At 58.8% G+C, this 13,767-nt stretch carries 13 protein-coding genes; 2 read left to right on the top strand and 11 right to left on the bottom strand.

Annotated features, from left to right (window positions below; all coding sequences use genetic code 11):
* Position 1: 1 nt before the first annotated feature.
* The 6 genes from BT183_RS20280 to BT183_RS15365 all read right to left on the bottom strand — a co-directional run bounded on the left by BT183_RS20280 (position 2) and on the right by BT183_RS15365 (position 5,654).
* Positions 2–1,153: a glycosyltransferase gene (locus tag BT183_RS20280; protein WP_084603597.1), complete on the bottom strand. Its 1,152-nt coding sequence runs from the start codon at positions 1,151–1,153 to the stop codon at positions 2–4.
* 3 nt (positions 1,154–1,156) lie between these two features.
* Positions 1,157–1,969 (bottom strand): glycosyltransferase family 25 protein, encoded by an 813-nt coding sequence (locus tag BT183_RS15385; protein WP_072345160.1) that lies wholly within the window; start codon positions 1,967–1,969, stop codon positions 1,157–1,159.
* 31 nt (positions 1,970–2,000) lie between these two features.
* Positions 2,001–2,669, bottom strand: coding sequence for a methyltransferase domain-containing protein (locus BT183_RS15380; protein ID WP_177282583.1), 669 nt, complete (start codon positions 2,667–2,669; stop codon positions 2,001–2,003).
* A gap of 11 nt (positions 2,670–2,680) precedes the next feature.
* Positions 2,681–4,465, bottom strand: coding sequence for an ABC transporter ATP-binding protein (locus BT183_RS15375; protein ID WP_244545357.1), 1,785 nt, complete (start codon positions 4,463–4,465; stop codon positions 2,681–2,683).
* 5 nt (positions 4,466–4,470) lie between these two features.
* On the bottom strand, positions 4,471–4,839 hold the full coding sequence (locus tag BT183_RS15370) for a MarR family EPS-associated transcriptional regulator (protein ID WP_072345156.1): 369 nt from the start codon (positions 4,837–4,839) through the stop codon (positions 4,471–4,473).
* A gap of 530 nt (positions 4,840–5,369) precedes the next feature.
* Positions 5,370–5,654, bottom strand: coding sequence for a hypothetical protein (locus tag BT183_RS15365; protein WP_072345154.1), 285 nt, complete (start codon positions 5,652–5,654; stop codon positions 5,370–5,372).
* A 264-nt stretch (positions 5,655–5,918) separates the two neighbouring features.
* Here BT183_RS15365 and BT183_RS15360 point away from each other — a divergent pair, with 264 nt between their 5' ends.
* Positions 5,919–6,578, top strand: coding sequence for a hypothetical protein (locus tag BT183_RS15360; RefSeq protein WP_143145842.1), 660 nt, complete (start codon positions 5,919–5,921; stop codon positions 6,576–6,578).
* Between the two features lie 477 nt (positions 6,579–7,055).
* On the opposite strand, the gene BT183_RS15350 is transcribed toward BT183_RS15360, so the two are convergent.
* From BT183_RS15350 to BT183_RS15330, 5 genes are all read right to left on the bottom strand, one after another.
* On the bottom strand, positions 7,056–7,679 hold the full coding sequence (locus BT183_RS15350) for an RNA ligase family protein (protein WP_072346257.1): 624 nt from the start codon (positions 7,677–7,679) through the stop codon (positions 7,056–7,058).
* 96 nt (positions 7,680–7,775) lie between these two features.
* Positions 7,776–8,186, bottom strand: coding sequence for a DUF6894 family protein (locus BT183_RS15345; RefSeq protein ID WP_143145841.1), 411 nt, complete (start codon positions 8,184–8,186; stop codon positions 7,776–7,778).
* A 743-nt stretch (positions 8,187–8,929) separates the two neighbouring features.
* Positions 8,930–9,364 (bottom strand): hypothetical protein, encoded by a 435-nt coding sequence (locus BT183_RS15340; protein ID WP_143145840.1) that lies wholly within the window; start codon positions 9,362–9,364, stop codon positions 8,930–8,932.
* A 914-nt stretch (positions 9,365–10,278) separates the two neighbouring features.
* A complete protein-coding gene (locus BT183_RS15335; protein WP_072345144.1) occupies positions 10,279–11,358 on the bottom strand; it encodes a Gfo/Idh/MocA family protein in 1,080 nt (359 codons plus the stop codon).
* Positions 11,351–12,853 carry a GMC oxidoreductase gene (locus BT183_RS15330; protein ID WP_072345142.1) on the bottom strand — a complete coding sequence of 501 codons (1,503 nt, stop codon included), beginning with the start codon at positions 12,851–12,853 and terminating at the stop codon, positions 11,351–11,353. The genes BT183_RS15335 and BT183_RS15330 overlap by 8 nt, the downstream gene beginning before the upstream one ends.
* Positions 12,854–13,019: 166 nt before the next feature.
* Between BT183_RS15330 and BT183_RS15325 the strand changes: the two genes are divergently transcribed.
* Complete coding sequence (locus BT183_RS15325) at positions 13,020–13,742, top strand: GntR family transcriptional regulator (protein ID WP_072345140.1); 723 nt, start codon at positions 13,020–13,022, stop codon at positions 13,740–13,742.
* Positions 13,743–13,767 lie beyond the last annotated feature (25 nt).

Raw genomic sequence — 13,767 nt, 5'->3', positions numbered from 1 at the left:
ACTATGGCCTACTGCCTCCACTTTGACCGCTCAATTCGGCGAAAAGATCCACCAACTTTGAAGTTAGGACTCGAAAGTCGCGATCTTCCGCGTATTTTACGCGAGCTTCGCCAAGTGCCCTCGGCTCAGCTAGTGCCCTCTCAATAGAACTTATAAATCCTTCGGCATCTCTATATGTGTAAAGCAACTCCTTGTAATCAGAAACTCCGACCACATCCGCCGAAACCACAGGCTTCCCCTGCGCAAAATAGTTCAATGTTTTGAAGGGCTCGTTATCAACAGAAAGCTTGTAGGGCATAATGCAGACATTAAAGTCTGCTATATAGCTAGGCAGAGACTGATAAGGCTTCGCCCCTAGCATTTGAACGTTAGGAAGATCACTAATAAGTTTGATTTGATCAGTTGCGCCTACTGACAATGGGTTTCGGTATGCGGGTCCAATGAAAACAAAGTTCCACCTAGGGCGTGCTAGGGCAGCTTGCCTAATGATATTGAAGTCAACGTACTCGTCGTGTATAGAGCCGGTATATCCTATAACGGCATCATATAATGTGTCGCGACGAGTGCTAGGAACAGCATCGCTGGCAAGGGAGAAATCGACTCCGTGCGGCAGAACAATAAAATCTCTCCGCGTCGAAGTTGAGAGCAGTCTGTTTTTGTGGCGGATGCTGGTTGTGAGCACGGCGTCAGATGCGTCAATAAGGGCGGCCTCCGTATACCATGGATCTTCGTTCTTAGGATTCATAGCATCAATGGCGTAATATATGACTGGTCCGTCAGGAGCGACTGCCTTGATTAAAGGCAAGCTGCGGCCATCAAACGTTAGTATATATGATTTATTACCAAGGAGGTGTTTCAAATTGGCGATTTGACGGCTCATCATCAAGCGGGATAGCGCCCTATACCAGCCCGTGCCTTTATAATATCCCGGCAAAGACGTCACCGAAAGTACATTTACTTTACCTTCCCTCCTCAACGATGGTCCAAATAAGAATTCACGAAGTCTCCCGCCTCTCCCTTTTAAAAAGGCACCCTTAAACGGCTCTAAGAAGTAAACGTCACCATATTCTGTGAGGGCTGTGGCTATCCAGTGTTTGCTAACCCACATGTCCGACCAGCCTTGAATTGAGATTACCAATATTGTTGGTCGCATATTTTAAACCTCCCTCGTTACGGAAGGAGCGACGATATTCACTTGACTCATATGCTCCATCCGTCGCCTCCTACGAGACCGAAAAATCGGATTTAATATCGGTATATTGTGTCTATCACAAAAACGGGCGAAGCGGGAAATGGCATGGCCTAGGCGGCTAGTCGCTGCATAATCAATTTCTCCCTTTCGATCGCTATGTCCGACTATGCAGGGGTAGGCAACGTATATATTATCTATTAGCTTCAATTTGAAAAAATCTTTCCAAGCGTCAGCGCCGCGTTTGATTGGAAAAAGGCCGGAAGTCAATTTATCGCTTGCGCTTCGTGAAATATAATAAGCAACTGTAGACAGCGGTATATCGTCTATGCTGCTAGGGCTGTAAATAATACTTGATGGATAACTAGATCCACGAGGACCTGTTAAATTTGTCACTTTTAGGTTCAAGAAGAACAGCATTAAAACATCGATATCGCTATCAAGGCAATACTGCTCAATCTGCGGAAGTCTATCAAGGGTATCTTGATCAACGATCACATCATCTTCAAATATAAATGCTCCAGGCAATCCAGAGTTAACAATTCTTTTGTATATAAAGGCATGACTAAGGGCGCAGCCAAATGCGCCTGGAGTCATATATGACTCGAAGCGACTTATATGAATTGTATCAAAGTATTTATTTATATCCGTGTCTGTCAATGCATAGCCATCGACAGCATCGAAAAACTCGAATTTGCAAGACGAAAATTGGTCGCTGATTGCAGCTCGCCTATCAGCAGATCTAGATAATGACAGTACAAATATTTTAGGGAAACCCACCGATTTAACCTCCCTGACAGCACGTTGGCGACTATTGTCGCTTCCGGAGAATAGCAGCCTGCGTCGCTTGAGCAAAATTTGATATATAAATACTGTCTACGGTGAAGTATTCGGCAAGAAAAATGGTGAGTTCGTGCATATTCCACTCGCGGCAGTGTGCATAATTATTTGGTGGTCCGTTATGAGGCCGGCCATAGACCAAGTCCCGTTCGGGAGTCGATATCACAGCCGTTTTAAATTCAATGCTCAAAATAAAGGAAATTAAATCTGTGGGGTCAGGTATATGTTCAATAACGTCGGCGCATATTAAAACATCGCACTTCAGTGCGGGGCGTTCCTTAAAGGAGTATGAGCGCCAGTCGCGTTCAGGGTGCATTTCAATAAGTTTGTTGACCGTCGGAGGAAGGTCAATGCCAATAGTTTGGAAATCACTGAAAAATTTCAGAAGTTTGAAGCCAGAACCGCAACCAATATCTATGACAGAATTTCCACCGAGTTCTATAAGAAGCGATTTCGCTTTATCATATACCTCATTCTGAAACTCGTCTTCGTTTTGAATGTCGTCAAAATACTTATTATTATTTCTGTGTCTATATCCAGCGCATATCCCGTAATTCGGCGTGGTGCTAGGGCGATTCTGAATATAGTCGAAGCCTCGTCTGAGGGCTCGGCCTATATTGATAGGGATCAGTGATACCATCTGAAAGTATCTCATATTTTTTCAAAAGAGACTACGTTATTGCAGAAATAGAGTGTAGACGCTCTGTGAGCAATTATGAGGATGGTCAGCTCGTCGTCGAACCTCTCAATCGCTTTCATAACCGCAGCCTCCGTCTCCGTGTCGAGGGCGCTGGTGGCTTCGTCGAAGACCAGCACATCCGCCTTGCGGTAAAGCGCACGAGCAATGCCAATACGCTGGCGCTGGCCGCCCGATAGCCTTACGCCGCGCTCGCCCACGAAGGTCTCGTAGCCCTGGGGCAGGGCTTCTATGAACTCGGCGATGGCGGCCTTGCGGGCCGCCTCGCGCAGGCGGGGGCGATCGATCTCGGCCAAGGGCACGCCGAAGGCGATGTTTTCGGCAATCGAGCTATCGGAGAGATAGATGGCCTGCGGCACATGGGCGATGCGGGCCTGCCAGCGCCCCATGGTATTACGATCGAGCGGGATGTCATCGACGCGGATCTGCCCGCTGGTGGGCTCGAGCAGCCCCATCAACAGATCCATCAGGGTGGATTTGCCGCTGCCCGTCTTGCCCACAATGCCCACTCGCGCGCCGCGCGGAATGGTGAGCGACAGGCCATCGAGCACTTTGGGCGCATCGGGCGCATAGGCAAAGCCCACCCCGTCGAGCACGATCTCGCGCACAAAGGGCAGGGGGGCGGGGCGCGCCTCGCCCTGCGCGGAAAGGGCGGGCATGGGCTGTTCGAGCACGGTGAGCACATCGGCGAGGTTGTGGTAATTGCCCATCACCTGCGTCCAGCCATTATAGATCAGCTGCAGGAGCGGCAGCATGCGCACCGCCCCCAGCGCCAGGGCGCCCAGCACCGGCAGGGCCGCGGCAAAGCCGCCTTCGCCCTGCGTCAGGATCACCGCAAGCCCGGCGATGAGCACCATGCCCGTCGCCTCGATGACATAGCGCGGCGCGGCGCCGAGGAAGGCATTGGCCGTCTGCGCATCGCGGAAGGCGGTGTCGACGGCGGAGAATTTCTGCACATAGACCGGCTGGGCCTGATCGAGCAGCACATCGCGTATGCCGCCCAGCCCCTCCTGCACCGTCTGTATGCGCTGGGACTGGGCCGCCGCGATCACCTTGCCATTGGCCCGGAGCCAGCGGCGCGACACGATCGAAATGCCCAGATACAGCGCGCCGAACCCCGCGCCCGCCACCAGCGCCACGAAGGGATCGATCGCGATCAGCCCCATGAGAATAAAGAGCGCGATGATGGCGGAGGTGACCGCATGCATCAGCGGCAACAGGATGCCGCCCACCACCAGCTGCACCTTGTTGATGTCGGCGATCAGCGCGCTCGAATTGCGGGCGATGTGGTAGGCATAGGGCTGGTAGAGGGTGCGGCGGTAGACCTCCACCCCCAGATCATGCCCGAGGCGGTAAACGAATTTCTGGCTCGCCCAGGCCAGCAGCAGGCGGATGCCGCCCGCCGCGAGCGCCACCATGGCGAAAACGATCGCCACCGGAACGAGCAGCCCCTCGCCCTGCCAGCCCATCCGTGTGAGCCAGGGGCCGATGAGCGGAATGTCCGCCGTGCGCCCCGGATCGGCAATGAGCGCAAGAAAGGGCAGCACCGCGCCGATGGTGACGAGCTCGGCGACGGCGCCCACGAGCATCAGCCCGAACAGCAGCGCCAGCTGCGTGCGCCGGCGGGCCGAGAGATGGCGGAAGAGCCGGCGCAGGGCGTCGATCAGGCCCTCGCGTGCCGGTGTCGCGGGCCTTGTGGCACTCGTCGCGGGCGTGCGGGCGATTTCGCTCACGGCCATGGGGCTCAGGCTCCCGACCGGTCGCGGGCCGGGGCCGTATCGTCGAGCTCGCCGCGGAGCGCCTCGATCTCGGCCTTGACCGCCTCGTATTCGCGCAGCTTGCGCTCGAGGAAGCGGCGGGTGATGGCGGCTTTCTCGGCGATGCCGTGCGGGGTGAGGATATAGGCGTATCGCCGCTTGTCGGCGGCGGCGGTGAAATTGCCGAGCTTGATCAAGCCCTTGTCGACGAGTGCCGAGAGCAGGTAATGCGCGCTGCCATTGCTGATGCCGACGGCCTCGGCCAGCTCGCGCTGCGACAGCTCGGGATTGTCGTGCAGGAGCCGCAGCACGCGGAACCGCACATCCTCCTGAAGCCTGCTCCTCTGCCCCGCCATCGCCACTCCCCGGCGATGAGGAAGATCATCGCTCTGGTTTGAGCGATATCAGAACGCGGGGGCGGGTGGAAGCGTCGCGATCGTTCTCTGTGGCAGGCATGGGAGCGCGGCCGGACGTTCCGGGCGGGTGCGGCGCCGGCCGACTGCCCGTCGCTGCCTGGTTTGTCGTGCTGGGCGATGCCTCCTACGCCATTTATCTCACAAGCCGCTCATCTCGATTGTCTCGCGTGGAGTTGGCCTGGTGTCGGACAGCTGGCGATTGGCAATGGCATTGAGCCTCGCGGCCTCCTTCGGCAGCGGGGTGGCTTATCACTTCATCTATGAGCGGCCCGCGCTAAGATGGATTGGCAGGGTCGGACGTGACCGGCTTCCGCCGGGCCAGAAGGCCCGCTTCGCAACCACATCGATTTCAAGCCAGCGCAAATTGAGCAGGTCGAATCTTATCTGAAGCTCTGCCTTACGGAGTGCGAGCGGCGTCGGGGCTCACAAAGCATCGCGCCCATGGCTCGCCTGCGCGTGAGGGGCAAAACCTAGAGGGTTTTCCGGAACACGAGAGCTTGGCACGATGCGTCAGAGGTCGAAATCAGTATGCGCAACTCGTCAGTGTAGAGAGCGAGCGGGCGGTGCCGTTCGACGCTTAAAATTTGATATCCATCCTGCACATTGTAGTACACTTCGAGCTGCGGTGCTCGGCCCTCCAGCGCTTGATATAGTTCTGAGAGTGCGGCAGAAAAAAATGACGGGCATACTAAGTCTGTCACGTCCTTGTCTTGGTACGTCGGCTCGTTCATCAAAGCCAAGATCAGTTCGAGCATCAGGTTATTCGTGGTGAGAGGGGCGTACTGCGCGCGATAACGTGTATCACCGACTGTGCAGATCGCATACCCCACGCCCCGACCTCAACGTGTTGAACTCGCAGGTCCACAAGGCACCTTCGCGGTCAGTGAGCCACAGGTCGGGCAACGATACGGAGTGTCAGGAGACCACTGAAACCCCGACAGCAGCGAAACCACCCAGCCAATCGCATCGTATCGGTTGTCGCGCTGTGCCTGCACCAGCCCATGTTTCGAGCAAATGCCTTGGCGAAAAACGACGCTCATCTTAAGCCTCCAGCGATCAGAATATGCAAGCGGCTGAAAAACCGCCAGCCCTCAACCCCGCATCGGGCGGGATCGCTGGACGCCACGGCCCAAGAAGCGCACTATCGAGCGCGCCAAGAGGAATGCGGCATGAGAACAGGACTAGTTTTGGCTGCGCTTGCCTCCATGACGATTTGTACAGAGGCGTGTGATATCGCTTATTACCCCGCTACACTCGCCGAGAAAATAGCTGGCGTTAAGCAGATTTATGGCGGTACCGTTGTCGGCTATGTTGTCGAGGGAGGCGCTCAGGTGCTCGGCGCCCCGCCCCGCCAGTGTCTCAATGAACAGGGTCAGTTGCGGTGGTGGGACTGGGAGTGGGGTAATTTTCCCCCTAAATGTTCCAAGTACCAAAACGTGAGCGCTGCGCTGTTTCGCGTCGACACCGCGATTATCGGACCCACCACAGGCGAAATTACCCCTTTTGAAATGACTTGGGGCGATGGTGATTGCAACACCGACTTCAATGTCGGGGAGAAGTGGTTCATCGCGGGGTTTTGGGTGCAAGAGCCGCTTACCGCTCCAATCAGGCCCGATGAAGTCGAAATTCTGCGACGAGTGGCTACGCGGCCGTCAATCGGTTGGCACCCCACGCCCTAAACGCATAAGACGCGGCGAACTCATCGCGCATACCCTTGCGGTCTCAGGGTCGGCGACCAAATCAATTATTTAGGCGCGTGGGTGTCCCAAAGACCAAAGCAAGGACAAAAAGTAGCGCCATCGATCCGAGTATTAGGCCCCAGCTCGTGAACAGCAATCTGCGGTCGAGTCGGAGCTCAGGTTGTATAAAGAGAAAGCCGAGTTGCTGCATTGACCAGTGTGTCATTTCGGCGCCTTTTATTCTCTCGGGAGGATGGCGTAGACGCAAAAACTGCCGAATCATGAAGGCGAAAAACAAGACTAAGCCGACCAAAAGGATTGCAAGTACCAGTGGGACAATCCAGAGCAGTTCAGGCGGGGTATCCGGGACAAAATTGCAAGCTCCTCACAAAACGTCGGTGCCGAGCATCCATAGCAACGGACTGGGCTCGTCCGCTACAACCACCCCACCAAAGATCAAAGGAGGCCATTCTGGACTTACGGTTGGATCAGTCGATTGGGCACCATCTGCGCCTTCATCCAGTGTTCACCGCTATGGACATGGTTGGCGCGCACGAATTTTCCCATCCTTACCGGCATGTCGGCTTCCGAGAATCCATCTGCGATCCTCGCGACGAACCCTTCCTGCCTTTGCGCGTGCAACGCCGCCGCCATGTCCGCGAACAGGGTGGCGGTGTAGGAGCCGCGGTAGAGCGTTCGTACCGGTGTAATGCCCAGCTCCTGGAACCGCATCAGCGTCGCATCCCACGACTGAAATCGGTCACCCAAGACCAACGCGAAGCCGAGGAAGAAGCTCGGCAGATCATCGTAGGCTATGGTATGACGCGCATAGAGGTTCTCGCCAATGATACGCTCGTCCGGCCTCAGGCGCGGACTGATGCCAGCGGCAAAAGCCTTCAGCCAGTCTCGTGATGGATGATGCCGGCTGTCCGGGCTTCGGGCGTGGGTGCCACCAAGATGAATGGTCGTGTTCTCACCATCCATCTTCTCTGTGATAAGGAGGTCATCAACCATCAGCCCGTCAACGGCAGGCATGACCTTGTCATCAGCTGTTGCGCCCGGCGAGATCGGCAGGTGGTAGGTTCGCCCATACTTCTGCATAGCCAGCATCTTGGAGTTTAGCTGACAAGGGCGCAACTCCGACTTTAGATCCCTTGCCAACGACGCCCTGACCACATCCCAGGCGGCCGGCGGCGCTTAGGCGGCTGAGGCTTTGGGGGGTGAGGCCAATGAGTGACGGGCGAACGTCAGCGACAAAATGCTGATCAGATCGTGCCTCTCGTCACGAATATGGATGGTCAGCGTCGACGCGGAAAACGAACCGGCCAATTCATCAAGCGCTATCTGTACCAACGCTTTCCGGGCCTCGCGCTCGGCTGCCTGCCTGTCACTGAACATATAACCCACGAGATCGTGGTACATGATGTCCAGCCCAATATCGAAATAGAAGCGCGGCATGACATCCTCGAGGGCTGTGGCGAAGGTCAAGCTTGCTTCGACCTTGAGGTTCCGTCCCACGCGCATCTGGGCGCTGTCCGCAAGCCCCACCCGCCTTGCTCCCAGTGTGTTCGTGTTATGGGACCCGGCGACCCGAAATGAGATCGCCATGGAAATCGCCGTCACCCTCAATCTCAACCGCTCGACAGAGGCGCTGCAGCGGCGCGCGCACAATCCCGACATGGCCGATAAGGAGCTCGCGCGGCGCACCGCCTGTCGATCAAGGAGGTGCGGGGTAAGATGGGTCGCCGACCCCATGGCCGATACAAGGGCAGGCTGCGGCCAGGAGCCGCTTGCCGGGCGGCCTCATACCCTCGCGCAGGCTGCCCGGGCACGAGCAACTGACCCTGGTCAAATGCGGGCTCTGCCGGCGCAAGGTGCGGTATCGGGGACGGATTGTCCGGCTCTCAAGCCGCTCTGCCCCTGCAGCAAATGCGAGCGATTGGAATTCTCTGCGCGTCGACACCGACAAGCCGTCGAGCGGCGATCATGGCCACCTGATCATCCGCCGCCCCAATGGCGGGCGCACTACCCAGCTCTGACGCAGATAGCTGCTGGCGAGAGCGTCAAGGACAATACCGAGCCGATCGATGAGGATTTGAGATCGAGTTGACCAGCGGCGTCGACCGATGTGATCTCAAAAATCGAGTAAGAAAAAAGGGCGGCCAGCAGAAAGTATGCATGGGATTCGCGGCCGCCCTGGAGTTTGCGCAATCGGCCAGGCAAATTTCGCCTTTGAAAGTCGCCGGATCGATGAATGGATGCGTTATCGATCGCTACAGTCTTAAAACCATAAACGGATGGCATGTCGTGCCAGAGATCAGCTTCAGGCGCCACAAACCGCACACGAAGGTTCAAGTTTCAACGTTGCCTATCCGGCGTCCGTCCAGGGTGATCAGGAGGTTTTCTGCTGCGCGTTCAGCAAGGCCTCTGGACACGAGAAAAAATACGGCAGCCTCATCGTCTGTGCCATAAAGCGACAGCAGACTGACCGGATGCTGCCCCAGCCGCCGCAGCAAGTGGTAAGCATATACCGGGACATGTTCCGCGAACGCCATTTCCGCGATTTTGAGCCCGTCTTTTGTGGCAACAACCTTTGGCGTCAAAAGCTCTGCGGCCTCGTGGTTGAAGCAGAGGGCTTCCAGCCATGAAGCGACCCGAACAGGAATCTGCTCCTCCCCGAGCAGCCATGTATTGACCTGCGCACGGTTGATTGAGAGCGCCTGCGCCAGAGTGAGCGGGCGCCAGCGAATTGCGGTGAGACAGGCCATAAGGCGCGATGGTTCCATAGCGTATCCTGTCAGTCGGCATCACGGGGGCCACCCCTGTCTGCTCAGCGTTCCAGGCTTCGCCAGCAACGCCAGGCAGAGGGCTTCACTTCGATGGAGCCAGAGACAGGCGAGGCCTGAGAGTGGGCGTGAACGTGATGAAACTGGGCAAAGCGCCCCGACCCAATACACGTCGATTGTAGCCGCGCATCCATATCTCGACCTGGGCATCCGCCTCGCCTCGCGATACAGCGGAGCGATCCTGAATGAGACGCGCCAGCTGCACAGGATTATGAAGCCCAGAGAGATCGAGTGTCGTCAGGAAGGGCCAACGCTCCTGCGCTGACCGGCGTTGGGCGACCTTAAGTGCACGGATCTTGTCCGTCCCGTTAGTGGAATACCCGAACATGCGGGCCTCCTGCTCGAGGGACGGGCGACCAAATGGTCGTTGGGCATCAGAAGCCGCCGCAGGCTTGATGGACCTTACGCATCCCTGACCCTAAAGTGGTCGCTTGGAAGGGCTATTACAAGAAAAATAGGCAGCGATTACAAAATATGTTTTGGAGCGCTCATGGCCAGCGAAATTCTCGCCTCGGCAATCGCCGCTAAATATTCATGAATATTAAGTTCTCATCCATAGGCAATTCGATCTCCTGAAGGCCCTTCAGGGCACTTTTCTGTTTCTCTACACTCGTGAGGAGCATGCCCATGGTCGCAGCGCACATCGTCGCCGTCATCGGCGGCTATGAGGGCTTTGTCCCGGCCTGACATGTGGACGGGGCCGGGGTGCCGACGGCAGTTTCGCTGAGGCGAGGCCAAGGTCCATTAAGCGGCCCAACCGGACGGAAGCAGATCTGCCCTGGCGGCGTTCTTGCGCCGTGCTGTTCTTCGCCCCTCAAACGGCAGGCGCGATCCTCGGGATCGTCCGAGCCTCATCAATCGAGTTCGATCACGCGCCCTTTGGCCATGCTCTGCTCGGCGGCAAGCACGATGCGCAGGCTGTCGATGGCCGCCTGCATGGAGGGTTCGAGGTCGATGTCCTCGCGGATCGCCTTGAGAAACAGCGCCTGTTCGCGGTCGCACAAGTCCTGATGGTCCGGCTCGTCCTCAGTGGAAAAGAAGGTGTCCGCGGTGGTGAAGTTCTTGTCCGGCCCGACCTCGGCGGAATGAAACTGAATGCGGTCGGTCTTGGTGTGCCGGTCGATATCGGCGGAGGCCGACACGTCGTCGGTCCGGTCTCCCGGAGCGGCGGGGACGATGGAGACGGCGCCTTTGGGGCCGATCACGTCCTTAACGAAATAGGCCACCTCGCTCATCATCGGGCCCCAGCCGGCTTCATACCAGCCCACCGACCCGTCATCGAAGGTGACGTGCAGGTGGCCGTAATTGGGCCGTGCCGCATCGGCCCAGAGCGCCGCGCCGATGCCGTGTACGCGTACCGGGCGCGCGCCCGTCAACTGGCACATGACATCGACATAATGCACTCCGCAATCGACGATGGGGAGAAGCGAGTCCATCAGGTTCTTGTGCCAGGTCCAGGCCGGGCCGTTCGACTGCTGATTGAGATTGAGCCGCATGACCAGCGGCTTGCCGAGCGTGCGGCCCAGTTCGATGAACTTGATCCAGCTCGGATGGACCCGCAGGATATAGCCCAGCACCAGCTTGCGGTTCGTTGCGCGGGCGGTGGCAACCACGCGCTCGGCATCGGCCAGCGTCGTGGCGATGGGCTTTTCCATGAACACATGCGCGCCCGCTTCCATGGCGCGGATGGCATAGTCGGCATGGGTGTTGGGCCAGGAATTGATCGAGACGGCATCGGGCCGGGTCTTCGCGATCGCCACGTCGAAATCCTCGAACAGGGGATAGCCCTGCAGTTCCTCGGGGATGGCGCTCGAAAGGATGGAGCGGCTCATCAGCCCGACGATCTCGAACCCCGGATTGCGGTGATAGGCACTGGCGTGGCTGCGGCCCATGGTGCCGAGCCCGACGACGAGAACGCGAACCGGATCAGGCATCAAGGCCTCCTTCTGACAGGCGCGTGGCGAGCGCGCGGGCGCCCGCGATGGCGAGCGAAACCGACATCAGCGTCGGATTGGTGGCGGTGGCGGTGGGCAGCACGCCATTGCCGGCGACATGGAGGTTGGAAAAGCCCCAGACCCGGCTGTTGCGATCGCTGACGCTGTCATCGGGGCGCAAGCCCATGCGCAGCGTGCCCTGATAATGGAGCGAACTGCCCAGCGGCGGGCTGATCGGCATGTGGCCGGGAAGGGGGCGGCCGACCGCATCGGCGATCGAAAGAGTGAGCGCGCGAGCGGCAGCGAGGGTGGACTGGTCATTCCCCGTGAGGCGGAGATCGACCGAAAGCCGGGGCAGGCCGCGCCAGTCGCGCGCCTCGTCGTCAAAACGCAGGCGGTTGTCGGGCGTGATGTCGCCGGCGCAGAAGACGCTGATGAAGGCGAGCGCATGGTCCTGGGGGCGATCGAAGGGCATGTGGCCGGGATTGGCGCCCCCGATGGTGACCGAGAAGGGGAAGGCGTCGCCAAGGCACGGGATCCACATCATGCCTTTGGGCGTGGCGGCGGTGTCGAGTTCGGCCAGCAGCGACACCTGGAAATGTTCGTTGAGATTGCGCCCGAGCGCCGGCGGGCGGATGCCCGAGGCATGGAGCAGCTGCGGGCCGTGGAGGGAGTCGGCGGCCACCACTACGGCGCGGCAGGGGATGCGCGCGATGCTGTCCGCAAGCCGGTCATGCACCTCCACGCCTGTCGCGCTACCGTTCTCGTGGAGGATGCGGAGCACCGTGGCGTTCGGGCGCAGCGTGAAGGCCGGGTCGTTTTCGAGCAGGTCGCCCAAGATCACGTCAACGCCATGAGTGCACAGTTCGCCATCGACGCGGCCGGCCGCCATCGGCATGGTGCGGACGCGGCGATCTGCCGGGCGACCCTCGGCGAAGGCGGGGCGCAGGATGGCGATCATCGCATCGAGCCCGGGATCGCCGGCGAAGAGATCGGGCGTGACCGAGAGCATCGCCTCGGCCTCGGTGAGGAGGGCATCCATCTCGGCGTCGTTAAAGAGATCGGGATATTCGCTGCGCGCCGGGCGCGGGCAGCCGCCAGACCAGTGCGCGCCCATGCCTCCGACATTGGCGGCCGCAAAGCCGGCAAAGGCCGCGTCTCCCGAGTGCAGGTCGGCGTGATTGGCAACGAAAAGTCCGGGGCGCCGCAGCAGAGAGGCATCGTCTCCGCCGGCAATGCGGCGCGACCATTCCGCCCGGCTGGCCGGATCATAGGGGGCGGTCGCCGGGCCCTGCGACGCGATCGCGGCCGCCTGGCGCTGAGCACCGGGCGGGATGGCCTCGACATGCTGGCCGAGGCGGCCGCCAAGTGCAGGGCCGGCCTCGAGCATGAGGATGGTGAGGTCGGGTATCAGGGTGCGCAGGGTGCGCGCATAGGCCGATCCGGTGGGGCCGCTGCCCACGATGATGACATCGGGATGCTCGGTCTTTGTCACTGCCACACTCCAATGGGCCACAAGATTGCATATATAACAGGCAAATTTTGTATTCAATACGGTGTCCGCATTTGCCGGGTGTTGCACACACCCTGCCGTTGACGCTTGGCGGGGCGCGTTCCGGGTCGTATGAGTACAGCGCGTCAGACGTGAAGGAGATTGCCGATTGGCACGTGTCGGAGACAAAGCGGCAAATGATGGCCAGAGCTGGCAGCCGATCCACGCAGCGATCACGGGCGCCATTCTCACCCATGACCTGCTGCCGGGCACGAAACTGCCCGAAGACGAGCTCGCCGCGCTGTTTTCCGTGAGCCGCACGGTGGTGCGCGCCGCGTTGCAGGCGCTGGCCCATGACCGGATCGTGCAGCTTGAAAAGAATCGGGGCGCCTTCGTGGCCCAGCCCTCAAAGAAAGAGGCCAAGGAAGTCTTCGAGGCGCGGGCGCTGATCGAGCCGAAAGTGGCCGCGATGGCCGCCAATAATGCCCGGCCTTCAGATATCGTGCGCCTCAAGCGCTGCCTTGCCGAGGAAGAGGAAGCAGTTCATCAGCAAAAGCGCGGCGAAGCGCTGTTGCTGTCGGCGCGGTTCCACGAGTCGATTGCCGAAATCGCCAATCATACGGTCTATTTCGACATCGTGCGCAATCTTTGCGCCAAGTCATCGCTGATCATTGCGCTCTATTCGGCGCGCGTCGACATTTTCTGCGAGCGGCATGCCCATGATGCTTTGGTGGAGGCCATCGCCAACAAGAGCGCTCACGACGCCGAAGAGCTGATGCTGAGCCATATCGTCGACCTGTTCTCGGGCATCGATGCGCGCGAGCGTCCGGCCTCGACGCGCGATCTCGCCGAGATCCTGGGGCGTCACGTGGTCAGGGTGGCATCCGCGTGAACAATCTTGCACACAATCGCATGAA

The sequence above is a fragment of the Devosia enhydra genome, from assembly GCF_900119845.1.
Taxonomy (GTDB): domain Bacteria; phylum Pseudomonadota; class Alphaproteobacteria; order Rhizobiales; family Devosiaceae; genus FPKU01.
The sequence above is the reverse complement of the archived record's forward strand: the minus strand, read 5'-3'. Positions and strand labels throughout refer to the sequence as shown.

What these genes read in the sequence shown, in the direction of transcription:
- BT183_RS20280 (WP_084603597.1), bottom strand. Translation starts at nt 1,153, where the DNA reads ATGCGACCAACAATATTGGTAATCTCAATTCAAGGCTGGTCGGACATG.
- BT183_RS15380 (WP_177282583.1), bottom strand. Translation starts at nt 2,669, where the DNA reads ATGGTATCACTGATCCCTATCAATATAGGCCGAGCCCTCAGACGAGGC.
- BT183_RS15375 (WP_244545357.1), bottom strand. Translation starts at nt 4,465, where the DNA reads ATGGCCGTGAGCGAAATCGCCCGCACGCCCGCGACGAGTGCCACAAGG.
- BT183_RS15370 (WP_072345156.1), bottom strand. Translation starts at nt 4,839, where the DNA reads ATGGCGGGGCAGAGGAGCAGGCTTCAGGAGGATGTGCGGTTCCGCGTG.
- BT183_RS15365 (WP_072345154.1), bottom strand. Translation starts at nt 5,654, where the DNA reads ATGCTCGAACTGATCTTGGCTTTGATGAACGAGCCGACGTACCAAGAC.
- BT183_RS15350 (WP_072346257.1), bottom strand. Translation starts at nt 7,679, where the DNA reads ATGCAGAAGTATGGGCGAACCTACCACCTGCCGATCTCGCCGGGCGCA.
- BT183_RS15345 (WP_143145841.1), bottom strand. Translation starts at nt 8,186, where the DNA reads ATGGCGATCTCATTTCGGGTCGCCGGGTCCCATAACACGAACACACTG.
- BT183_RS15340 (WP_143145840.1), bottom strand. Translation starts at nt 9,364, where the DNA reads ATGGAACCATCGCGCCTTATGGCCTGTCTCACCGCAATTCGCTGGCGC.
- BT183_RS15335 (WP_072345144.1), bottom strand. Translation starts at nt 11,358, where the DNA reads ATGCCTGATCCGGTTCGCGTTCTCGTCGTCGGGCTCGGCACCATGGGC.